Source organism: Brevibacterium sp. FAM 24630, assembly GCF_049804075.1.
Lineage (GTDB): Bacteria > Actinomycetota > Actinomycetes > Actinomycetales > Brevibacteriaceae > Brevibacterium.
The window spans coordinates 18,249-39,536 of record NZ_JBNBZD010000008.1 but is presented as its reverse complement, the minus strand read 5'-3'; the positions used below and the strand labels follow the sequence as shown (position 1 = coordinate 39,536).

General features: G+C 65.7%; 16 protein-coding genes. 12 read left to right on the top strand and 4 right to left on the bottom strand.

Annotated elements, in window-relative coordinates; all coding sequences use genetic code 11:
* Nucleotides 1–102: 102 nt before the first annotated feature.
* Complete coding sequence (locus tag ACPUD7_RS08060) at nt 103–1,905, bottom strand: DEAD/DEAH box helicase (protein ID WP_425119576.1); 1,803 nt, start codon at nt 1,903–1,905, stop codon at nt 103–105.
* Between the two features lie 360 nt (nt 1,906–2,265).
* Here ACPUD7_RS08060 and ACPUD7_RS08055 point away from each other — a divergent pair, with 360 nt between their 5' ends.
* Entirely contained in the window at nt 2,266–3,651 is a 1,386-nt protein-coding gene (locus ACPUD7_RS08055; protein ID WP_135541199.1) for a glycine--tRNA ligase, read from the top strand.
* Between the two features lie 132 nt (nt 3,652–3,783).
* Nucleotides 3,784–5,100, top strand: coding sequence for a YibE/F family protein (locus tag ACPUD7_RS08050; protein WP_425119575.1), 1,317 nt, complete (start codon nt 3,784–3,786; stop codon nt 5,098–5,100).
* A gap of 92 nt (nt 5,101–5,192) precedes the next feature.
* On the opposite strand, the gene ACPUD7_RS08045 is transcribed toward ACPUD7_RS08050, so the two are convergent.
* Together ACPUD7_RS08045 and ACPUD7_RS08040 are read right to left on the bottom strand one after the other, a co-directional pair.
* Entirely contained in the window at nt 5,193–6,584 is a 1,392-nt protein-coding gene (locus tag ACPUD7_RS08045) for an aspartate aminotransferase family protein (protein ID WP_135541196.1), read from the bottom strand.
* Nucleotides 6,581–7,066, bottom strand: coding sequence for an Lrp/AsnC family transcriptional regulator (locus tag ACPUD7_RS08040; RefSeq protein ID WP_135541194.1), 486 nt, complete (start codon nt 7,064–7,066; stop codon nt 6,581–6,583). Before ACPUD7_RS08040 ends, ACPUD7_RS08045 begins: the two co-directional genes overlap by 4 nt.
* Before the next feature lie 218 nt (nt 7,067–7,284).
* Between ACPUD7_RS08040 and ACPUD7_RS08035 the strand changes: the two genes are divergently transcribed.
* Nucleotides 7,285–8,613, top strand: coding sequence for a M24 family metallopeptidase (locus ACPUD7_RS08035; RefSeq protein ID WP_205683369.1), 1,329 nt, complete (start codon nt 7,285–7,287; stop codon nt 8,611–8,613).
* Nucleotides 8,614–8,652: 39 nt separating this feature from the next.
* Here ACPUD7_RS08035 and ACPUD7_RS08030 read toward each other — a convergent pair whose 3' ends face one another.
* Entirely contained in the window at nt 8,653–10,038 is a 1,386-nt protein-coding gene (locus ACPUD7_RS08030) for an L-lactate permease (protein WP_135541192.1), read from the bottom strand.
* A gap of 61 nt (nt 10,039–10,099) precedes the next feature.
* Between ACPUD7_RS08030 and ACPUD7_RS08025 the strand changes: the two genes are divergently transcribed.
* The 9 genes from ACPUD7_RS08025 to ACPUD7_RS07985 all read left to right on the top strand — a co-directional run bounded on the left by ACPUD7_RS08025 (nt 10,100) and on the right by ACPUD7_RS07985 (nt 21,255).
* The gene (locus ACPUD7_RS08025; protein WP_135541190.1) at nt 10,100–10,648 is read left to right on the top strand and encodes a helix-turn-helix domain-containing protein; all 549 of its coding nucleotides are present in this window, start codon (nt 10,100–10,102) and stop codon (nt 10,646–10,648) included.
* 187 nt (nt 10,649–10,835) lie between these two features.
* On the top strand, nt 10,836–12,506 hold the full coding sequence (locus ACPUD7_RS08020) for an ATP-binding cassette domain-containing protein (protein WP_135541188.1): 1,671 nt from the start codon (nt 10,836–10,838) through the stop codon (nt 12,504–12,506).
* Nucleotides 12,507–12,604: 98 nt separating this feature from the next.
* Nucleotides 12,605–13,783: a tRNA dihydrouridine synthase DusB gene (gene dusB, locus ACPUD7_RS08015; RefSeq protein WP_425119574.1), complete on the top strand. Its 1,179-nt coding sequence runs from the start codon at nt 12,605–12,607 to the stop codon at nt 13,781–13,783.
* Between the two features lie 2 nt (nt 13,784–13,785).
* The gene (locus ACPUD7_RS08010; RefSeq protein WP_135541184.1) at nt 13,786–15,093 is read left to right on the top strand and encodes a deoxyguanosinetriphosphate triphosphohydrolase; all 1,308 of its coding nucleotides are present in this window, start codon (nt 13,786–13,788) and stop codon (nt 15,091–15,093) included.
* Between the two features lie 3 nt (nt 15,094–15,096).
* Nucleotides 15,097–17,133: a DNA primase gene (dnaG, locus tag ACPUD7_RS08005; protein WP_425119573.1), complete on the top strand. Its 2,037-nt coding sequence runs from the start codon at nt 15,097–15,099 to the stop codon at nt 17,131–17,133.
* Nucleotides 17,134–17,241: 108 nt separating this feature from the next.
* The gene (locus ACPUD7_RS08000) at nt 17,242–17,886 is read left to right on the top strand and encodes a TetR/AcrR family transcriptional regulator (RefSeq protein WP_425119572.1); all 645 of its coding nucleotides are present in this window, start codon (nt 17,242–17,244) and stop codon (nt 17,884–17,886) included.
* Between the two features lie 93 nt (nt 17,887–17,979).
* Nucleotides 17,980–19,764: an MDR family MFS transporter gene (locus ACPUD7_RS07995; protein WP_425119571.1), complete on the top strand. Its 1,785-nt coding sequence runs from the start codon at nt 17,980–17,982 to the stop codon at nt 19,762–19,764.
* Nucleotides 19,706–20,671 carry a D-2-hydroxyacid dehydrogenase gene (locus tag ACPUD7_RS07990; protein ID WP_425119570.1) on the top strand — a complete coding sequence of 322 codons (966 nt, stop codon included), beginning with the start codon at nt 19,706–19,708 and terminating at the stop codon, nt 20,669–20,671. The genes ACPUD7_RS07995 and ACPUD7_RS07990 overlap by 59 nt, the downstream gene beginning before the upstream one ends.
* The gene (locus tag ACPUD7_RS07985) at nt 20,668–21,255 is read left to right on the top strand and encodes a hypothetical protein (protein ID WP_425119568.1); all 588 of its coding nucleotides are present in this window, start codon (nt 20,668–20,670) and stop codon (nt 21,253–21,255) included. Before ACPUD7_RS07990 ends, ACPUD7_RS07985 begins: the two co-directional genes overlap by 4 nt.
* Nucleotides 21,256–21,288 lie beyond the last annotated feature (33 nt).

Here is a 21,288-nt window from a genome sequence, read left to right as displayed (position 1 = left end):
GTCTGCGGGTGCCCGCTGGCATTCGTGAATCATCGACGGCCCCGCAGCACACTGCTGCGGGGCCGTCGATGCACTCAGTGCGACAGGGGCGTCAGACCGGGGTCAGAAACGGTCGCGGGAGCGATCGGAGCTGCGAGCTCCGAACTTCTTCCCGCCTCGGCGATCGTTGCGGAAGTTGCGGCCGTCGCCGGGCTGCTTGTCGAAGTTGCGCTTCTTGAACGGACGCGCCGGGCGGCCCGAATCCGGACGGATGTCGATGGGGCGGCCCTGGATCTCGGTGTGGGAGAGTTTGCGCAGCACGGACGGGTCGAGGTCCTTGGGCAGGTCGACGAGAGTGTGGTTCGACCGGATGTCGATGTGGCCGATCTGCTTCGAGGTGATTCCGCCCTCGTTCGCGATCGCACCGACGACAGCACCGGGCTGGAGTCGCTCATTGCGTCCCACGGCCAGACGGTAGGTCGTCATGTTCTCATCGCGGGCACGGCCGCCGCGGGCCGGACGGCCTCCGTCGCGGCCGCCGTCCCGGTCCCGGCCGGGCTTGCCGCGCACCGGCTCTGGCATCGGTTCGGCCTTGAGGGTGTTCGACTCGAGCACGAGCGAGGCCAGGGCCGCGGCGATGTTCGTCGCCGGGACATCACGGGAGAGCTCGTACTGCTCGATGACGGCAGTCAGCTCGCTCAGTTCGGTCGTGGCGAGCACATCATCGATGCGTTTGGTGAACTTCTCCACCCGGGTGTTCGTCAGCTCTTCGACGCTGGGCAGAACCAGCGGTTCGACCTTCTGCTTGGTCGCCCGTTCGATGGATCCGAGCAGACGCTGCTCGCGCGGAGTGACGAAGAGGATCGCCTCGCCCGAACGTCCGGCGCGGCCGGTGCGGCCGATGCGGTGGACATAGGACTCGGTGTCATGCGGGATGTCGTAGTTGACGACGAGGGTGATGCGCTCGACGTCGAGGCCGCGTGCGGCGACGTCGGTGGCCACGAGGACGTCGACCTTGCCCGAGCGCAGCATCTCCACGGTCCGCTCACGAGCCTGCTGAGGGATGTCGCCGTTGATCGCCGAGGCCTTGAACCCGCGGGCGCGCAGCTTCTCGGCCAGTTCCTCGGTCGCCTGCTTGGTGCGCACGAACATGATGATGCCCTCGTACTCCTCGACCTCGAGGATGCGGGTCAGGGCGTCGAGCTTGTGCGAATGCTGGACCATGAAGTAACGCTGGCGGATGTTCGCGCCGGTCTGCGACTTCGAAGCGATCCGGACTTCCTGCGGATCGTTGAGGTACTTGCCGGTGATCCGGTGGATCGACGTCGGCATGGTCGCGGAGAACAGTGCCACCTGGCGGTTGTCACCGACCTGGCTGAAGATCTCCTCGATGTCCTCGGCGAAGCCCATCTTGAGCATCTCGTCGGCCTCATCGAGGATGAGGTGCTCAAGGCTGCCGAGTTTGAGCGAACCGCGCTTGAGGTGGTCGATGACGCGGCCTGGGGTGCCGACGACGATCTGCGCTCCGCGGCGTAGTCCCGCCAGCTGCGGGCCGTAGGCCTGACCGCCGTAGATCGGCAGCACGGAGAAGTCGGCCAGCTCGGTGGCATAGGAGGTGAACGCCTCGGCGACCTGGATCGCCAGCTCACGGGTCGGGGTGAGAACGAGAGCGAACGGGCCATCGGCGGCGCGCCCCGCCTCGGCGAGGTCGGACAGGGCCGGCAGCGCGAACGCGGCGGTCTTACCGGTACCGGTCTGGGCCAGACCGATGACGTCACGGCCGGACAGCAGGGCCGGGATGGTCTCGGCCTGGATCGGGGTCGGGGTCTCATAGCCCTGCGCCTCGACGGCTTTGAGCACGAGGGGATGGAGTCCGAGTTCGGAGAACTTCGGGGTGGTTTCGTCGGTTGTGGACACATCGGTCATGAGTTGTCTCTCTCACGTCGGCACACACTTGATCGCAGATGACTGTAGTGGCGATCTACCCTGCGGCCGCTTATGCAATCATCGTGAGCAATCCGGGCCGAAACCGTAATAGATCCAAGGACTCGCTTGGACAGACGCGCAAGACGTCCGTACGGAGAAAGGTTTGGGTGTACTCAAAGTCTACATGCTGCACCCTCGCCGAGGCGGCACGGAAGGGGCCGAACCGATGTGAGATCAGTCGCCTCCCGGACTCAACTCCCCGTGGAGAGCCGACGTTGAGGAGGGGCGCTCTCGACCGGTTAGGGTAGTACCTGCGAGCCACGGCAGCCGGCCGTCGGCGAACTGAATCAAGGAGAGAAAATCGTGGCACAGTCCAAGTTGGATGCCGTCATCGCCCTGGCCAAACGCAGAGGATTCGTCTTCCAGGCAGGAGAGATCTACGGCGGTTCCCGCTCGGCATGGGACTATGGTCCGTTGGGCGTCGAGCTCAAGGACAACATCAAGTCCCAGTGGTGGCAGACCTTCGTGCGCGGTCGCGAGGACGTCGTCGGCCTCGACTCCTCGATCATCCTGCCCAAGCGCGTCTGGGAGGCGTCCGGCCACGTCGAGACCTTCGTCGACCCGCTCGTCGAATGCCTCAACTGCCACAAGCGCCACCGTGAGGACCACCTGCTCGAGGCGTTCGAAGCGAAGCACAAGAAGGCCCCGGAGAACGGCATGGCCGAGATCGTCTGCCCCGACTGCGGCACCCGCGGGCAGTGGACCGAACCACAGGAGTTCTCCGGACTCGTCAAGACCTACCTCGGCCCCGTCGACTCCGAAGCCGGCCTGCATTACCTGCGTCCGGAGACGGCGCAGGGCATCTTCGTGAACTTCAACAACGTGCTCACCGCCGCCCGGAAGAAGCCGCCGTTCGGCATCGGCCAGATCGGCAAGGCCTTCCGCAACGAGATCACCCCCGGCAACTTCATCTTCCGCACCCGTGAGTTCGAGCAGATGGAGATCGAATACTTCGTCCACCCGAACGAAGCCGACGACTATTACAAGCAGTGGGTCGAAGACTGCTGGAACTGGTTCCTCGACCTCGGCATCTCCGCGGACAACGTCCGCCGCCTCGACGTGCCCGAGGACGACCGAGCCCACTACTCATCGGGCACCATCGACGTCGAATACCGCTTCGGCTTCCAGGGTTCGGAATGGGGCGAGCTCATGGGAGTGGCCAACCGCACCGACTACGATCTCGGCACCCACACCGAGCTGTCCGGAACGAAGCTGCAGTACTTCGACCAGGCCAGCGGCGACCGCTACACCCCGTATGTCATCGAACCCTCCTTCGGCCTGACGCGGTCGATGATGGCGTTCCTCGTCGAGGCCTACACCGAGGACGAGGCGCCGAACACGAAGGGCGGCGTGGACAAGCGAATCGTGCTCAAGCTCGACCCGCGGCTGGCTCCGGTCAAGGCCGCGGTGCTGCCGCTGAGCCGCAACGAGAAGCTTTCGCCGCAGGCGAAGGAGCTCGCCGCCCGACTGCGCCGTCGGTGGAACATCGACTTCGACGATGCCGGTGCCATCGGACGCCGCTACCGGCGCCAGGACGAGATCGGCACGCCGCTGTGCATCACCGTCGACTTCGACACCCTCGATGACCAGGCGGTCACGATCCGCAAGCGCGACGATATGAGCCAGGAGCGCGTGAGCATCGATCAGGTCGAGAAGTACCTGGCCGACCACCTCGCCGGAGCCTGATCTGTCTGCGGAGGGCCCGGGCGGCGGAGAAAGCTCTGCCGCCCGGGCCCTTCCCATCTGGGCTCCCCTCACCACCGGTCTCATCACTGCCTCGCCTCAAGCTTCGCCACCCAACGAAGGTCCGCCATGCATATGACTGTCCAGTCCGAGCCGAATGCCTCGCCGCGCGTTCGCCGGATCATGATCGCCTGCCTCATCCCGCTCGTGGTCGCCACGATCGTCGGAATCGTGCTGCTGTGGCCCGGGAACCCGGACACGGATCTGCCCGGAGGCGGGCCGACGACGAACTCCGCCGAAGGCACCTCCCACACCGAGGCGACTGTCACGGCCGTCGACGCCACCGCTTGCGAGGCGGGGGAGACGGACCCGATGGTCCGCGCCGACTGCACGACCTACACCGTCGAAGCCGACGGCCGCGAAGGCAGCCTCTACGTCACTCCCGATGCCGTCAAAGCCGGCGTCGACGTCGGTGACACGCTCAAGGTCCTCGACTTCACCGACTCACCGGACCGGGCCGAACTGGGTGCCGACTACGTCTTCATCGACTTCGACCGGAACGTGCCGATGCTGGCACTGGCGATCATCTATGCGATCGTCGTCCTCCTCGTCGCCGGTATCCGGGGCTTGAGGGCGTTGCTGGGACTCGGCTTCGCCGGTGCCGTGCTGTTCGTCTTCATGCTTCCGGCGATGCTCGACGGCAGACCTCCGCTGCTGGTGGCCCTGGTCGCAGCGAGTGCGATCATGGTCGTCGCGCTCTATCTCGCCCACGGCATCTCCGCCCGGACGTCGACGGCGCTGTTCGGCACGGTGCTCGGCATCATCATCACCGGCCTCCTCGGCGCGTGGATGACGTCGTGGGCGAATCTGGGCATCGCCTATTCGGAAGACGGGTACCTCCTCGTCGATACGACGGACCTGGCGATGACCGACATCATCGTCTGCGCGATCCTCATCACCGGTCTCGGGGTGCTCAACGATGTCACGATCACTCAGGCATCGGCGGTGTGGGAGCTGGCAACGGCGGCTCCGACCATGAAGCCGGCGCAGCTCTTCGCGCGGGCGATGCGCATCGGGCGCGACCACATCGCCTCGACGGTCTACACGATCACCTTCGCGTATGTCGGGTCGGCGCTGATGACGCTCATCATCGTCTCCGCCCATGACCAGTCGCTGTTCGACACGTTCACCCTCGGGGACATGTCCGTGGAAGTGGTGAGCATCCTCGTGTGTTCGATCGGACTGGTCGTCGCGATCCCGCTGACGACCGGACTCGGCGTCCTCGTCGTCCGTTCCGGCCTGCGTCCGCCGCGGCGCTCCGAACCGGCGGAGGAGGCGGGCGCCCCGGCAGGGGTGTCCGAGGCGGTCGCACCCGGAACGTCGGTCAGCGGACTCGAGTCGCAGGCCCCGATGACTCGCCGTGAAGCCCGTCTCCGCGACCGCGGCCGCTGAGCAGTCCTCTTCCTCCACCCTCCAGAACTACCCGACGGCGGCCCAGCAACCTCGCGCGAGGTTGCGGGGCCGCCGTCGGGTGGCAATTGGGGTCAGAGTTTGGTCCAGGCTTCGGTGAGGACGCCGCGGATGATCTGCTCCATCTCGTCGAACTCGCTCTGGCCCACCGTCAGCGGGGGCGAGAGCTGGATGACCGGGTCTCCACGGTCATCGGCACGGCAGTACAGACCGCTGTCGTACATCTTCGCGGACACGAAGTCCTTGAGGATCCGCTCGGACTCCTCTTCGGTGAACGACTCCTTGGTGTCCTTGTCCTTGACGAGTTCGATCCCGTAGAAGAATCCCTCACCGCGGACATCGCCGACGATCGGCAGGTCCTTGAGCTTCTCGAGCGTGAACTTGAACGCGGCGGCGTTCTCATGCACATGATCGTTGAGCTTCTCGGTCTCGAAGACGTCGAAGTTCGCCATGGCCGCGGCACAGGAGACGGGGTGTCCACCGAAGGTGTAGCCGTGGTAGAAGGTCTCATCCCCACCCGGGCCGAAGGGCTCGAAGAGACGATCGGAGGCGATCATCGCACCCAGCGGCGCGTAGCCGGAGGTGATGCCCTTGGCAGAGGTGATGATGTCGGGGACGTAGCCGAAGTCGTTGCAGGCGAACATGTCGCCGACGCGACCGTAGGCGCAGATCGTCTCGTCCGAGACCAGCAGCACATCGTACTCGTCGCAGATCTCACGGACCCGCTCGAAGTATCCGGGAGGCGGCGGGAAGCAGCCACCGGAGTTCTGCACGGGCTCGAGGAAGACGGCGGCAACGGAGTCGGCGCCTTCGAACTCGATGGCTTCGCCGATGCGGTCGGCGGCCCAACGGCCGAAGGCCTTCTCGTCATGGGCGAGGTGCTCGGGAGCCCGGTAGAAGTTCGTGTTCGGCACCTTGTGGGCGCCGGGCACCAGCGGAGCGAACTGCTCGCGCAGGCCCGGCAGCGAGGTCACCGACAGCGCACCATGCGGTGTGCCGTGGTAGGCCGTGGCACGCGAGATGATCTTGTGCTTGCCCGGCTTGCCGACGAGCTTGAAGTAGTTCTTCGCCAGCTTCATCGCCGACTCGACCGAATCTCCACCGCCGGAGGTGAGGAAGACGCGGTTGAGATCGCCCGGCGCGTAGTTGGCCAGACGTTCCGAGACCTCGATGGCCTGCGGGTGGGTGTAGGACCACAGCGGCATGAACGGCAGCTTGAGCGTCTGGTCGTACATCGCCTTCGCGATCTCCTCGCGACCGTGGCCCACCTGGACGGTGAACAGGCCGGCGAGACCGTCGAGGTACTTCTTTCCCTTGTCGTCGAAGATGTGGTGGCCTTCGCCGCGTACGATGACCGGCGCTTCACCACCGTTGAACAGTGCCTGGTGTGGTGACATATGCATCCACACGTTGTTGCGGATGGCCTCCTGATAAGGAGTGCCAGCCCTGGTGACATTCTCTGTCATCGTGTCCCCCAATTGTATTTCTGCTTCTCCAGTGAGAGGTACATGAAGAGCTCCGTATCCACGACGGCATCGATCGAGCGGAGCTCTTCGTTGACGAACTCGATCAGATGCCGATCCGACTCACACACGATCTCGACGAGGAGGTCGAACGACCCTGCAGTCACGACGAGATAGTCGATCTCGTCGTAGTCGTGGAGCCGATCGGCGACCGCGGTGATGTCTCCGCGGATCTTCAGCCCCACCATCGCCTGCCGGGCGAAACCGAGACTCAGCGGGTCGGTCACGGCGACGATCTCCATGACTCCGGAGTCGATGAGCCTTGAGACCCGCTGACGCACAGCGGCCTCGGACAATCCCACGGATTTGCCGATGGCCGAATACGATTTCCTTCCGTCGTGCTGCAGTTCGACGATGATCGCCTTAGATTTCTCGTCGAGATTTCCCAGTCGGGAACCGCTGCCGTTCGGCAGGAACTGGTCCATTCTTCACCTCCGTGATGTGTGTCTCGGCCCAATCTATCACCGATTCGACTGAAATGCGCCGTGCGAGATGCGAATTTCGTCGAAAGTGAAAAAGATTGATTCTCGATTCGTCAGAAATGTCGAGAATCGCCATCGACCACCCGCGGCTCGACCGATGCCGACAACACGCGCGTCGACAGTGATTGACAGGCTGTGAGACAGGTCACCAGACTGGTGTCATGAATGAGGGTGAGCTGTTCTACGGCGGCGAAGAGAATCGCCCGGATGTCTACGGTATGCGGCCCGGTGCCGAACAGGGGCAGGCGGGCCAGGAGGTCAGAGCTCGCCCGCAGCCGGTTCCCGGTGAGGTCGATACGATCGGGGCCGACGAGCTGTCGTTCAGTCCCGAGGAGTACCTCGGCCGGATCGCGTCGGTGCGCAACCGGATGGTCGATCAGGGCCTGGCCGCACTCATCGTCACCGACCCTGCGAACATCTATTACCTCACCGGTTACAACGCCTGGTCCTTCTATACCCCGCAGCTGCTCTTCGTGCCCTCGTCGGGTCCGATGACGCTGTTCATGCGCGACATGGACGCGCGCGGGGCCTCACACACCTCCTGGCTTCCGCCGGAGGACATCGTCGGCTACCCCGAGCGCTATGTGCAGCGCCCCCATATCCACCCCTTCGACTGGGTGGCGTTCGCGCTGCGCCAGCGGTGGGAGGTCGCCCGCGCCTCGACCTCACCGGTCGGAGTCGAAATGGATTCGCACTTCTTCTCTCCGCGCGCCTTCCGGGCCCTGGTCAACGGGGTGCCGGAATGGCGACTCGTCGATTCCTTCGAACTCGTCAACTGGATCCGTGCGGTGAAGTCCCCGGCCGAGATCGCGATCATGCGCAAGGCGGCGAAGGTGACCACGGCAGCCATGGACGCGGCCCTGGGCACCATCGGCGTCGGAGTCGGCCAGCACGAAGTGGCCGCAGCGATCTCCGAGGCGCAGACCCGCGGCGGTGAGGGGGTCTGGGGCGACTATCCCTCGATCGTTCCGCTCATGCCCACCGGAGAGAGCGCGGACACCCCGCATCTGAGCTGGACCGATCGGCAGTTCAAGGCCGATGAGTCCGTGAGCATCGAACTCGCCGGTGTCCACCGGCGCTACCACGTGCCCTTGGCCCGGACCGCGGTGACCGGTCGACCGAAGCAGGAGCTCGTCCGACTCGAGGGCGTCGTCGCCGAGGCGCTCACCGCGGTCCTCGACGTCGCTGCCCCCGAAGTGCCCACCGCCGAGCTCGCCCGCACCTGGAATCGTGTGCTCGCGCTGTCGGGATTGGAGAAGCCGAGCCGGTTGGGCTACTCGATCGGCATCGGATACCCGCCCGACTGGGGCGAGAGGACGATCTCGATCCGCACCGAGGATGATCAGATCCTCGAATCGGGAATGACCTTCCACCTCATCGGCGGAATGTGGATGAACGGCTACGGCATCGAACTGTCCGAACCGGTCCTCATCACCGACACCGGGTGCGAACCGTTCACGCACTTCCCCCGCGAGATCATCCGCGTCTGAGCGAGAGCCGCCCCTCCGACGACCGCACGTTCGGGGCCCTCAGGCGAAGAATTGGATCCAGAGTCCGAGGCACATGGCGTTGATTCCGGCCACGGCCAGTGCCCGACCCTGCGCCCAGCTGATATCGCGCGCCGAGGCGGGCCCGGAGGAATCGGCCATCTGCACGGCCATCGCCACCCGCGGGGGAGCGGCGAGGGCGGCCAGTGAGCCGGCCGCATTGCCGGCGGCGACGACCTGCAGTGCGGATGCCTGTGAGGCGGTGGCGACCGCGGTCAGCGTGCCGGTGAACATCGAGTTCGCCCCCGTGTTCGACCCGGTGAGCACCGCGCCGGCCGAGTTGAGCAGCGGGGTGAGCACGAGGAGGCCGGCGGGAATCGCCGCTCCGATGGCCGCGCTCATTCCCGTCGTCGTCATGATCCAGCCCATGACCATGAACGCTGCCGTTCCCACGCCGATGGGCACCCACGATCGGGCCGCCGATGCGGCGACGCTGCGTCGCCCGGCGACGGAGATCGCAGCGATGAGACAGGCCACGGCCAGCCAGAACGGGGGAGAGGCGATGATCTGGGTGACAAGCGACGGCAGGGCCGAGTGCAGCGCCCGCGCCAGCAGCAGCCCGAGGGTCAGCGACGCATAGGGCAGTGCGGCCCGTCCCAGGCTCCGACTGAAGCCGGTGGTGCGACGACGGAGAGCGAAGAGGGCGCCCATGGCGATGATGACGATGAGCGAGCCGATGATTCCCGCCGGAGCCATGCCGACGAAGATGCTGGCACCGAGGATGCCCGCCCACATCAGCGCGGCGGCCCCGATGATGCCCAGCGCCGAGGCAGGACCCGGGCGCATGATCGCAACCACCGCGATCGTGACGATGATGACCGGAATCGCGTTGAGCCATCCCGTGGCCAGGCCGAGTTCGTCGACATCGAGCCCGGCCAGCGCGGCTGCGACCGTGGTGCCCGGCCCGAGGGCGCCCCAGGGGACGGCGATGAGTCCGAGGAGTCCGAGGATCGCCGACTGCCGCAGGGTGCATCCGAGGTGGCGCAGCACCGGCACCCCGACGGTGACGCCGATGCCGAATCCTGTGACCGATTCGGCGAAGGGGACGAGGCCGAAGACGACGAGTGCGACGCCGAGCGGTCGGCTGGGGGATTGGGACCATACCCAGGAGGAGATCTGCGACATCGAACCGGCCGCCTCGAGCAGCCGGGCCAGGAGCATCCCGAAGAGCAGGATGAGTGCGACCTCGAGGATGAGCGGGAAGTAGTCGATACCGGAATCCACCCACACCGAGGCGGGGGTGGGGAAGGCGAAGGCGACGATGAGAGCGACGACGGTGCCGGCAATCGCTGATACCCAGGCTCTCTGTTTGAACAGGAGCAGGATGATGGCAACGAGGATCGGACCGAGCGCCAGCATCGCCAACATATACGCGAATTTCCTTTGAGGGATCGTATTCTACTATCCCAGAATAGATTATGATTCGACAATGGCGAAAGAAGAGGATCTCGGCGCTCGCGTGTTCGGTGCCCGCATCAGAGCTCGGCGCAAATTCAACAACCTCACGCTCAACGAGCTGGCCGTGAGGGCCGGCCTCTCGCGGGCTGCATTGTCGAAGATCGAACGAGGAGAGCAGGACACTTCGGTCTCGAATGCGATGGGTCTCTCCCGCGCCCTCGGCGTCGACGTCGGCCAGCTCCTCGCCGCCCCCGAAGTGACGATCACCCGCACCGAGGCGATCCCCACCACAACGACCTTCGGCGAGGGAATCCGGCGCCGCGATCTGCCCTCGGCGATCGAGAACATGGACGTCGTCCACTACCGCCTCGACCCGCACAGCGAAACCTCTGCCTTCGCCGCCCACCGCAGCGGCTCGCGTGAGAGCTTCTTCGTTCTGTCGGGAACCATCGAGGTCGTCACCATCGATCGCCGCACCACTCTCCACGCCGGCGACTGTGCCCAAGCCCCAGGTGACGTCCCGCACCAGCTGACGAATCCTCACGACGAGCCCGCCGAGCTCATGCTCATCATCGTCTGAGGCTCTCCGGGCCCGGCCTCGACGGTCGCCGCCGGGAGGTGCTCTTGACGCGGCGAACCGCCTCGGCGATCATTGTGCTGTCCCATTTCCGACGAAGGACATCTCCGCAGTGAAGTGAATCCTCATGCCGTGATATGCGGGTGCCACGGGCCCGCAGCGCTTCTGCGTCCACGAAATGAGGATCCTCATGCCTACAGCAATCACTGTGTCCGGACTGGACTACCGCCTCGGCGACGATACCGAGATCTTCTCCCAGCTGACCGCCACGATCCCCTCCGCACTCATCGGGCTGGTCGGTGACAACGGGATCGGCAAATCCACTTTCGCGAAACTCCTCGCCGGCCACCTGCCCGCGACCGCCGGCACGATCACCGGCGCGGACAACGCCGTCTACATCGACCAGCTGCTGCCGCATTCGGCTCAGCGCGTCGATGAAGCTCTCGGCATCGCGAAGGTCCGTTCAGCACTGCATCGTGCTCTGAACGGCGAAGCAGCGGAATCCGATTTCGCACTCATCGGCGAGGCCTGGGACATCGAAGAGCAGGCCCTGGCGGCCACGGCCGAACTCGGCCTCCACCTCGAGGCGGCCGACCTCGACCGCAGCCTCAGCCGCTTCTCCGGCGGACAGGCCGGCCGCATCGGACTGGCCCGTGCGGCGATGGTCGCAGACGAGTGGCTCATCCTCGACGAGCCGAGCAACAACCTCGACGAGGACGGGCGGCAGCTGCTGAGTGCAATGCTCACCGCACGCCGCGGTCCCACGCTCGTCATCTCCCACGACCGCACCCTGCTCGAACACATGGACGCGATCGTCGAGATGACCGATCGCCTGCGGCTCTACGGCGGCAACTTCGACGACTATGAGCAGATGGTCGCGGCCGAAGAGGAAGCGAAGCAGCAGAGAGTCATCGACGCAAAGAAGGCCCATGCGATCGAGAAGCGGCAGCGCATCGAACTCGAGACGAAACTCGCACGAGCCGGCCGAAAGGCGGCGAAGGACAAGGAGAACAAGCGCCGACCGAAGATCGCGATGAACGGGCTGAGGAACTCCGCAGAGAAGTCCGCGGCGAAGAGGCGCGGCGACTCAGCCGCAGACGAAGCTGAGACGCTGCATTCTCTCGAGGCGGCCAAAGACATCCTGCGGCGGTCCTCGAGCGTGCGCCTCGACCTGCCGGAGACGACGGTGCACGCTTCGAAGCGGGTGCTCGAAGCCTCCTCGGCGAGATTGGAGCGACCGCAGTTGATCGTCGGACCCGAACGGATCCGGCTGACCGGACCGAACGGGGCAGGGAAATCCACTCTGCTGGCAGCGATGATGTCGGCCGCGGGCCGTGACGGGGCTTCCGCTCCGATCGCTGCGCTCTTCGGTGACCTCTCGGTCACCGTCTCGGTCCCTGTCGGCCACCTCGACCAGCAGTATCGGCTCCCGCCCGACCTCACCGTCATGGAGGCCGTGCGCGCGGGAAATCCGCATCTGAACCCGCACCGCGTCCATGAAGTGCTCGCGGCCATGGGGCTGCGCGCCGGTCGCACCGACCAGATCTGTTCGACCCTCTCCGGCGGCGAACGCTTCCGGGTCGCCCTCGCCTCCGAGCTGCTCCAGGACCCCGCCCCGCAGCTGCTCATCCTCGACGAGCCGGGCAACAATCTCGACCTGTCCTCGCTCGAGGCGCTCGTCACCGCGCTCGAGGGATTCGGCGGGGCGATGGTCGTCGTCACCCACGATGACCGGCTCGCCGCCGAACTCGCCGTGGACACCGAATGGGACGTCCGGGAATTTCTCCGTGCGGGGACCGTTGGACAGGACAGTGCCGAACCGGAAAGCGGGGGAGCAGAATCGAACTCCCGGCGAGACTGACGTCCGAACGGACACCGGAAACACGGCATCGGAGACAGGCGAAGAGGGGCGAGAATGTGCGATTTTGACTGCATTGGGATAATGGGGTCGTGAGTGTCATGAGCCCCAGCCCAGAAACCGTGTCCCCGGCCGCCGCAGCACCGCTGCGCATCGGCCCCATCGAGCTGTCCTCTCCGGTCGTGCTCGCCCCGATGGCCGGGATCACGAACACCGCGTTCCGTCGCCTCTGTCGCGAATACGGCGCCGGCCTCTACGTGACCGAAATGGTCACCACCCGGGCCCTCGTCGAGCGCAGTCCCAAGACCATGCGCATCATCCACCACGAACCCTACGAGACCCCGCGCTCCGTGCAGCTCTACGGGGTCGACCCGGTCACCATGGGCCAGGCCGTGCGGATGCTCGTCGAGGAGGACCGGGCCGACCACATCGACCTCAACTTCGGCTGCCCCGTTCCCAAGGTCACCCGCAAGGGCGGCGGCTCCGCGCTGCCGTGGAAGCAGGACCTGTTCGAAGCCATCGTCACCACGGCCGTCAACGAGGCCTCTCGAGGGGGAATTCCCGTGACGGTGAAGATGCGCAAGGGCATCGACGCCGACCACACGACCTTCCTCGACGCTGCCGAGACCGCACGCGACGCGGGTGTCTCCGCCGTCGCCCTGCACGGGCGCACCGCCGCCGACCTCTACTCGGGCAAGGCCGACTGGGACGCGATCGCCCGACTCAAGGACCACCTCGGCGATACCGTTCCCGTGCTCGGCAACGGCGACATCTTCGCGGCCGAGGATGCGCTGGACATGATGGCCACGACCGGTTGCGACGGCGTCGTCATCGGTCGCGGCTGCCAGGGCCGTCCGTGGCTGTTCGGCGATCTCGCGAATGCCCTGAACGGCAGCGAGGAGCGTCACCGTCCCGGCCTCGCCGAGGTGGGGCAGGCAGTGTACAAACACGGCGAATACCTCGTCGATCACTTCGAAGACGAGTTCTACGGTGTGCGGGACCTGCGCAAACACATCGCCTGGTACTTCAAGGGCTACCCGGTCGGGGGAGACCTGCGCAGTCGGCTGGCCATGGTGTCATCGCTCGAGGAGCTTGCCGGACTGCTTGCCCAGCTCGACCAAAACGCCCCCTATCCGGGGGAGGCCGCAGAAGGATCGCGGGGTCGCACGACCCGACCGAAGAAGCCGCACCTGCCCGAAGGCTGGCTGGACTCCCGTATCTTCGACCCCAGCGGACGATCGCTGCTGTCGGAGGCCGAACTCGACATCTCTGGAGGATGAGAATGCCCTTCGACACTCACCCGCACACCTCGGTGCGGACGGGGACCGTGGCGGTCTATACGCCGTGGGACGAGGAACGGTGGGTGAGCGAACCGGCAAAGAATCCACGGCGCTCGGCCTTCCAGCGTGACCGTGCCCGCGTCCTCCATTCCTCGGGCCTGCGCCGCCTCGGTGCGAAGACGCAGGTCGTCGCGCCCGGCACCGACGACTTCGTCCGCACCCGCCTCACTCACTCTCTCGAAGTGGCTCAGGTCGGACGCGAACTCGCCCGCTACCTCGGCTGCGACCCCGATATCGTCGACACCGCGTGTCTGTCCCACGATCTCGGCCATCCGCCCTTCGGCCACCACGGGGAGACGATCCTCGACGCCCTGTGCAAGGACATCGGCGGGTTCGAAGGCAACGCCCAGACCCTGCGCCTAGTCACTCGGATCGAACCGAAGGTCATCGCCGCAGACGGTCGCCCGGCAGGCCTCAACCTGACCCGGGCGAGCCTCGACGCGCTGACGAAGTACCCCTGGCCGCGCAGCGAGGCCACGTCCGGGCGCCGCGACTCCGGAGTGCGGAAGTTCGGCGTCTACGATGACGACACGGATGTCTTCGACTTCTACCGCTCCGGAATCGACAACGGCAGCAGATGCATCGAAGCCCAGGTCATGGACTTGGCCGATGACATCTCCTATTCCGTCCATGACGTCGAGGACGCCATCGTCGCCGGCCACCTCGAGCTTGCCGATTTCGCCTCCGAATCCCGTCGGGCCGAGCTCTTCGAGATCACCCGTCAGTGGTACCTGCCGGAGACGACGGATGCGGAGATGGACAAGGCGCTGAGCCGACTCCAGGCCGCCGCCTACTGGCCCAGCGAGACCTTCGACGGGTCCCGCCGGGCCCAGGCGAGCCTCAAGCACATGTCCAGCCAGCTCATCGGGCGGTTCGTCGGGGCAGCGGAAGCGGCGACGCGCGAGGAGTTCGGGTGGGAGCCGCTGGCCCGCTACTCGGCATCTCTCGTCGTGCCGGAGACCACCGTGGTCGAGATCGCCGTGCTCAAGGGCATGGCTACGCTGACCGTCATGGTCGCCGAGGACCGCCTGCGCCTGCATGACATCCAGGCCGCGGTGATCGGCGACCTCGCCGAGTGGTATGCGCAGAAACCGGAGAACCTCGACCCGATGTTCCGCGCCGACCACGCCGAGGCGGCCGACGATGCCGCCCGTCTGCGCGTCATCGTCGACCAGATCGCGTCCCTGACCGACCACTCCGCGTGGGCCCTGTACCACCACCTCAACGCCGGGGCGGAGGATCGGCTCTAGACCATGGCCGGACTCATCAAGCGCGAGGACATCGACGAACTGCGCACCCGCACCCGCATCGACGAGGTGATCGGGGAGTTCGTCACCCTCAAGACCGCGGGCATCGGTTCGCTCAAGGGGCTGTGCCCCTTCCACGACGAGAAGACTCCCTCGTTCACCGTGCGTCCGCAGGTCGGCATGTACCACTGCTTCGGCTGCGGAGAGTCCGGCGACGTGTTCACCTTCCTGCAGAAGGTCGAGCAGCTCAGCTTCGTCGAAGCCGTCGAGACCCTGGCCGGCAAGGCCGGCATGCATCTGCGCTACGAGGATGGCAAAGGTCCGGACCGGGAGCAGGCCAGCCGGCGACAGCGATTGCTCGAGATGCACGAAGTCGCGCAGCGGTTCTTCACCCAGGCGCTCGAGTCCGAGGCTGGCCGGATCGGCCGCGAATTCCTCACCGGGCGCGGCTTTCCCGCCGAATCGAGCCGAGAGTTCGGCATCGGCTTCGCCCCGAAATCCTGGGACGCACTGACCTCGCACCTCGGCCGGGCCGGCTTCACCGAGGAGGAGATCCTCGCCGGCGGGCTGGCCAGCGAAGGCGGTCGCGGCATCTACGACCGGTTCCGCGGACGTGTCATCTGGCCCATCAAGGATATGACCGCCCGGACGATCGGCTTCGGTGCCCGCCGCCTCTACGAGGACGACAAGGGCCCGAAGTACCTCAACACCCCGGAGACCGCGCTCTATCACAAGAACCAGGTCCTCTACGGCCTCGACCTGGCGAAGAAGTCGATCGCGAAGACCAAACGCGTTGTCGTCGTCGAAGGCTATACCGACGTCATGGCCGCTCACCTCGCCGGGGTCGACCAGGCCGTGGCGACCTGCGGAACAGCCTTCGGAACCGAACACGTCAAGATCATCCGGCGGCTCTTGGGCGATGATCCGACCGGACAGGTCATCTTCACCTTCGACGGCGACGCCGCCGGGCAGAAGGCCGCGCTCAAGGCCTTCGAATTCGAGAACCTCTTCACCGCGCAGACCTTCGTCGCCGTCGAAGCCGACGGGCTCGACCCCTGCGATCTGCGCATGCAGAAGGGTGACGCGGCCCTGCGCGAACTCATCGACGAGTGCAAACCTCTGTTCGAGTTCGTCATCACCACAGCGATCGCCCGCTTCGACCTCGACACCGTCGAAGGCCGGATCTCCGCGGTCAAGGCCGCCGCCGAGGTGCTCACCGGAATCCGCGACCGCAACAGCCTCACCCACTACTACCGGTTCGTCGCCGGTCGCATCGGCGTCGACATCGACGAGGTGGAGGCCGCGGTGCGCACCGCACAGCGGCAGCCGAAGCAGAACCGCCAGACCGCCGAGGCACCGGCACAGCAGACGAATTTCCGCAATGGTCCGCCACCGGCACCACCCGCACCTGCCTCGGGACCGGCATCAGGGCCGGGACAGGGAGCCGGGACGGGGCCCGCATCGGGCGGGGACGCGCGCGGGGCCGGTCCCGCCTCGGCGGGGGAGATCACCGACGACCGCGGCATCGAATACGTCTACGAAGAACGTCCCGACGTCTCGAACCTCTCGGCCCCGATCAGTCCCGCACGTCTGAAGACGGAGAAGGGCGTGCTCATGGTCGCCCTGCAGCACCCGGAAGCCGTCAATGCGAAGCTCTTCGACTCGCTGTCGGCCAAGGCCTTCGAACACCCCGGCTACCGGCGGATCCAAGAGGCGATCAAGGCGGCCGGGGGACTGGGGTCGGCGGGACCCGTCCAATCGAAATGGGCCGAACGCGTCCTCGAAGCCAGCGCCGAGGATCTCAAACCCTATATCGCACAGCTGATCGTGACTCCGCTGCCGATCATCGAAGGCACCGGCATCGAGCCGTTCGCCCGCGGCATCGTCGCACGCCTGTTCGACTACGACCTCGAACGCATCGCCAAGGAGCTGCACTCACGTCTGCAACGGCAGGACACCAGCGACGGGGCGGGGCAGGCGGCGCTGCTCGGTCAGCTGCAGACCCTCGAACAGCATCGGGCCCGACTCAAACTGCTCATGTGAGCACCCGCGGTGGGAACCGCATCCCCGTGAAACTCTGCACACAGTGAAATAGTGCACAATTGCATATTTGCATTTGATGAAAGTTTGCATGAGGTGCAAAATGTACTCATGCCCATTGAAGAATCCCTGCGCTCAAAGAAGGCTCGGCTGACCCGCAGCGCCCTCCACGAGGCGGCGATCACCCGAGTCCTCGAAGACGGCCTCGCCTGTGCGACCGTGGCGACCATCGCCGCTGACGCGGGCGTGTCCACCCGCACGTTCTTCAACTACTTCGAGACGAAAGAGGACGCGATCGTCGGCCTCGGAGTCGAAGCCGGCGTCGACGAGGCCCTCGCCGATGACTACGTCCACTCACCGGCCGGCCTGGACACGCTTGCCGAGGACACGGCGCGCTTCGTCCGCGAAGCGCTGCTCATCGGCTCCGTCGATCCGGAGCTGCCGGCCAGGCGCCGTCGCCTCTTCGCGCTCTACCCGGAGCTTGTGAGCAAAAGCTTCGACCGGGCCGAAGCCCTGGAGGAGATCGTCGCCGGTCACGTCCTGGCTCGGCTGCGCCACCTCGGGCAGGAATTCTCCACCGAGGACTCGGCGTGGCGCAGCGCGCGCATGCTCACCCAACTCTGCCGCGTGCCGCTCAGCCATGCCGGACACACGATCAAGAAGACGCCCGAGGCGGTCGACGAGCGAGTCGGGACCAAGGCGATCTTCGAAGACTCCCTCGGCCTCTTCCTCAAGGTCCTCGGCCGACTGCAGTGAGAGACCGACCGAGACGAGGCACCGAGCGCAGTGAGTGACAGGACGAACGGGCCGCGAATGACGAATGAGACGACGAATCCAACGAAAGCCGTGATGAGAAGCAACCACGATATCGAACCCGAGACGATGACAGCGACACCGCAGAGAACAACCGCACCGGCGACAAACGGCGATGACACGCCGCCGATGGCCACCTCGGCGATCATCCTGCTCTTCGTGGGCCTGATGATCGCAATGTTCATGTTCTCGCTCAACCAGACGGTCCTCGCCACCGCCCTGCCGACGATCGTCGGCGAACTCGACGGCGTCGACCAGATGCTGTGGGTCTCCACCGCATTCATGCTGGCATCGACGATCATGATGCCCGTCTACGGCAAGGTCGGCGACCTGTTCGGGCGCAAACCGCTGTTCATGTTCGCAATCTGCTGCTTCCTGCTCGGTTCGGTCTTCGCCCTCATCGCGAACGAGATGTCGACCCTGATCTTCGGTCGCGTCCTCCAGGGCATCGGCGGCGGCGGAATGATGATCCTCTCGCAGTCGATCATCGCCTCCGTCGTCCCTGCCCGCGAACGCGGCAAGTACATGGGCATCATGGGCTCCGCCTTCGCCGTGTCCTCGGTGGCCGGACCGCTCATCGGCGGATGGCTGACCGAGGGCCCGGGCTGGCGCTGGGCCTTCGCCATCAACTTCCCGCTGGGCATCATCGCACTCATCGCCGCCGCGATCTTCCTCAAGGTGCCCAAGCGCGCCAAGGGAACCGGCCCGCGGCCGAAGATCGACGTCATCGGCATGGCTCTGATCTCGATCGTCACCTCCTGCATCGTCCTCGTCTCCGCATGGGGCGGGCACGACTACGCATGGGGCTCCTGGCAGATCAACGGCCTCATCATCGGCGGTGCCATCGCCGCAGTGGCCTTCGTCTTCGTCGAGTTCAGGGTCAGCGAACCCGTCATCCCGATGAGCCTGTTCGCCAACCGCGACTTCATCCTGTGCACGATCGCCGGCCTCTTCGTCGGCATCGGCATGTTCGGTGTGCTCTCCTACATGCCGACCTACCTGCAGATGGTCCACGGCATCGACGCCACGGTCGCCGGCCTCATGATGGTGCCGATGATGGGCACGATGCTCGTGTCCTCAACGCTCGTCGGGTTCATCGTCTCCCGCACCGGCAAGTACAAGAAGTACCCGCTGACCGGCATCCTCATCATGGCCGCCTCGCTCGTGCTGCTCTCGCAGCTGAAGGCCGAGAGCTCGGCTTGGGAGACCATCGGCTGCCTGGCCCTGCTCGGCCTGGGACTGGGTCTGAGCATGCAGACCCTCGTCCTCGTCGTCCAGAACGCCTTCCCTGTGTCCATGGTCGGCACCGCGACGGCATCGAACAACTACTTCCGCCAAGTCGGAGCGACCCTGGGCATGGCGTTCATCGGCTCGGTGTTCACCCAACGGCTCATGGACAACATCAAGTCCGGAATCACCGACATCGCGAAGTCCGCTCCGCACACGCCGCTGCCGAAGGTCTCCTCTAAGGGACTGACTCCGGGCATCGTCGCCGACCTGCCGGATCCGCTGCACTCGCTGATCATCAACTCCTACAACGACGCTCTCGTGCCGCTGTTCCTGTGGGTGGCTCCGCTGGCCGTGCTCGGCTTCGTCTTCCTCTGCTTCCTGCCCAACACCCCGTTGGCGCAGACGCTGTCGAACGAACCGACGAAGAGGCAGAGCCTCGACATCGCAGAATCGGCCCCCTCAGCCGATTCGGCCCCCGGTGCGGTCTCATCGGTTAGTCTGGCAGAAAGCCCACTGCTGGAGGAGACGAGGAATGACGGTACTGACGATACTCAACTCACCCGGGACAGAGATTCCCGACCTGCTCACTGAGCTGGGTGACCGGGAGGGAATCGAACTGCGCATCGCCGAGGCGGACACGCTGAGCCAGGCGCTGCCGGGCACCGATGTGCTGCTGATGTGGGACTTCTTCTCCACAGCACTCAAGGATGCCTACGGCAGCGCCGACCGGCTCCGATGGGTCCATGCCGCGGCGGCCGGTGTCGATTCCCTCCTCTTCGACGAACTCGTCGAGGCACCGGTGACGGTGACGAATGCGCGGGGGATCTTCGACCGTCCGATCGCCGAGTTCGTCCTCAGCTTCATCCTCATGCAGGCGAAGAACTCGATCGGATCATTGGCCGACCAGGCACAGGAGACGTGGAACCGCCGATCGACCCGCGACATCGCCGGGACCAAGGCGATGATCGTGGGCACCGGATCGATCGGCCGGGGAATCGCCCAGCTGCTCACGGCCGTCGATATCGAGGTCACCGGCGCCGGCTCGCGAGCCCGCAGCGGCGATGTCGACTTCGGTGAGGTCATCGACTCCGCGACCCTGGCCGAACACGTCGCCGGATACGACTGGGTCATCGATATCGCACCCCTGACGGAGAAGACCGAACGACTCATCGGCGCCGAGGTGTTCGCCGCCATGGATGACTCCGCCGTGTTCATCAACGTCGGCCGGGGCGATACCGTCGACACCGATGCCCTCGTCGACGCCCTGCGCACCGGGCAGATCGCCGGAGCAGGACTCGATGTCTTCGACGAGGAGCCGCTGCCCGCCGGACATCCGCTGTGGACGCTCGACGATGTCATCATCACCCCGCACATGAGCGGTGACACCGATGGGTGGAGGAAGCGTCTGGCCCAGCAGTTCCACCGCCTGTTCGAACAGTATCTCGCCGGTGAGGAGTTCCCTCACACGGTGGACAAGAAACTCGGGTACGTGCGTTGAACCAGGCGGACGACCCCGCCGCCCAGCGCGCCTTCCTGGCCCGTGTGCTCGCCGAACTCATCGCCGTGCGTCGTGCCCGTCTGCTGAGCATGCTGGTCCTGGCCGCGGCGATGCTCGTAGCCGGACTCGGCGCGGCACTGCAGGCCCAAGGCGAACACATCGACGCCGTGCTCCTGTTCTCCGCTTTCAGTCTCATCATGATCGGCATCGTCTGTGCCTTGGGCGCGATCATCGCCTGGACGCGGATCAATCGAGACATCCTCGACTCGGTCGCGGCGAGCCGTCCGGCCAAGGCCCGTGCGCCGCGCACCCGCAACGCGGGAATGGCCGTGGCCATCGGCTTCGTCGTGATCGGGATCGTGTTCGCAGCGCTGCTGTGGGCACAGACACCGGTGCTGGCCGGCGCCGTCGTCATCGCGTGTCTGCTGCTCGCCGGTCTGGGGCCCATCTGGGCGAGCGAGCTCGGCGGCGCCGATGACCGGCTGGCCGTCATCCTCGACAGCGACGAGGAGCTCTCGGCTCGATTCGCTGACTTCACCCCGATCTGGCTGCACGAAGCCATGGAGTCCGACGACGCTCAGTGAGCAATTCCTCCCGCTGGCTGCAATGCCTCCCGG

Bases quoted from the DNA above. Each gene is read 5' to 3' on its own strand.
- ACPUD7_RS08060 (WP_425119576.1), bottom strand. From the start codon at position 1,905: ATGACCGATGTGTCCACAACCGACGAAACCACCCCGAAGTTCTCCGAA.
- ACPUD7_RS08050 (WP_425119575.1), top strand. From the start codon at position 3,784: ATGACTGTCCAGTCCGAGCCGAATGCCTCGCCGCGCGTTCGCCGGATC.
- ACPUD7_RS08045 (WP_135541196.1), bottom strand. From the start codon at position 6,584: ATGACAGAGAATGTCACCAGGGCTGGCACTCCTTATCAGGAGGCCATC.
- ACPUD7_RS08040 (WP_135541194.1), bottom strand. From the start codon at position 7,066: ATGGACCAGTTCCTGCCGAACGGCAGCGGTTCCCGACTGGGAAATCTC.
- ACPUD7_RS08035 (WP_205683369.1), top strand. From the start codon at position 7,285: ATGAATGAGGGTGAGCTGTTCTACGGCGGCGAAGAGAATCGCCCGGAT.
- ACPUD7_RS08030 (WP_135541192.1), bottom strand. From the start codon at position 10,038: ATGTTGGCGATGCTGGCGCTCGGTCCGATCCTCGTTGCCATCATCCTG.
- ACPUD7_RS08025 (WP_135541190.1), top strand. From the start codon at position 10,100: ATGGCGAAAGAAGAGGATCTCGGCGCTCGCGTGTTCGGTGCCCGCATC.
- ACPUD7_RS08020 (WP_135541188.1), top strand. From the start codon at position 10,836: ATGCCTACAGCAATCACTGTGTCCGGACTGGACTACCGCCTCGGCGAC.
- dusB (WP_425119574.1), top strand. From the start codon at position 12,605: ATGAGCCCCAGCCCAGAAACCGTGTCCCCGGCCGCCGCAGCACCGCTG.
- ACPUD7_RS08010 (WP_135541184.1), top strand. From the start codon at position 13,786: ATGCCCTTCGACACTCACCCGCACACCTCGGTGCGGACGGGGACCGTG.
- dnaG (WP_425119573.1), top strand. From the start codon at position 15,097: ATGGCCGGACTCATCAAGCGCGAGGACATCGACGAACTGCGCACCCGC.
- ACPUD7_RS08000 (WP_425119572.1), top strand. From the start codon at position 17,242: ATGCCCATTGAAGAATCCCTGCGCTCAAAGAAGGCTCGGCTGACCCGC.
- ACPUD7_RS07995 (WP_425119571.1), top strand. From the start codon at position 17,980: ATGAGAAGCAACCACGATATCGAACCCGAGACGATGACAGCGACACCG.
- ACPUD7_RS07990 (WP_425119570.1), top strand. From the start codon at position 19,706: ATGACGGTACTGACGATACTCAACTCACCCGGGACAGAGATTCCCGAC.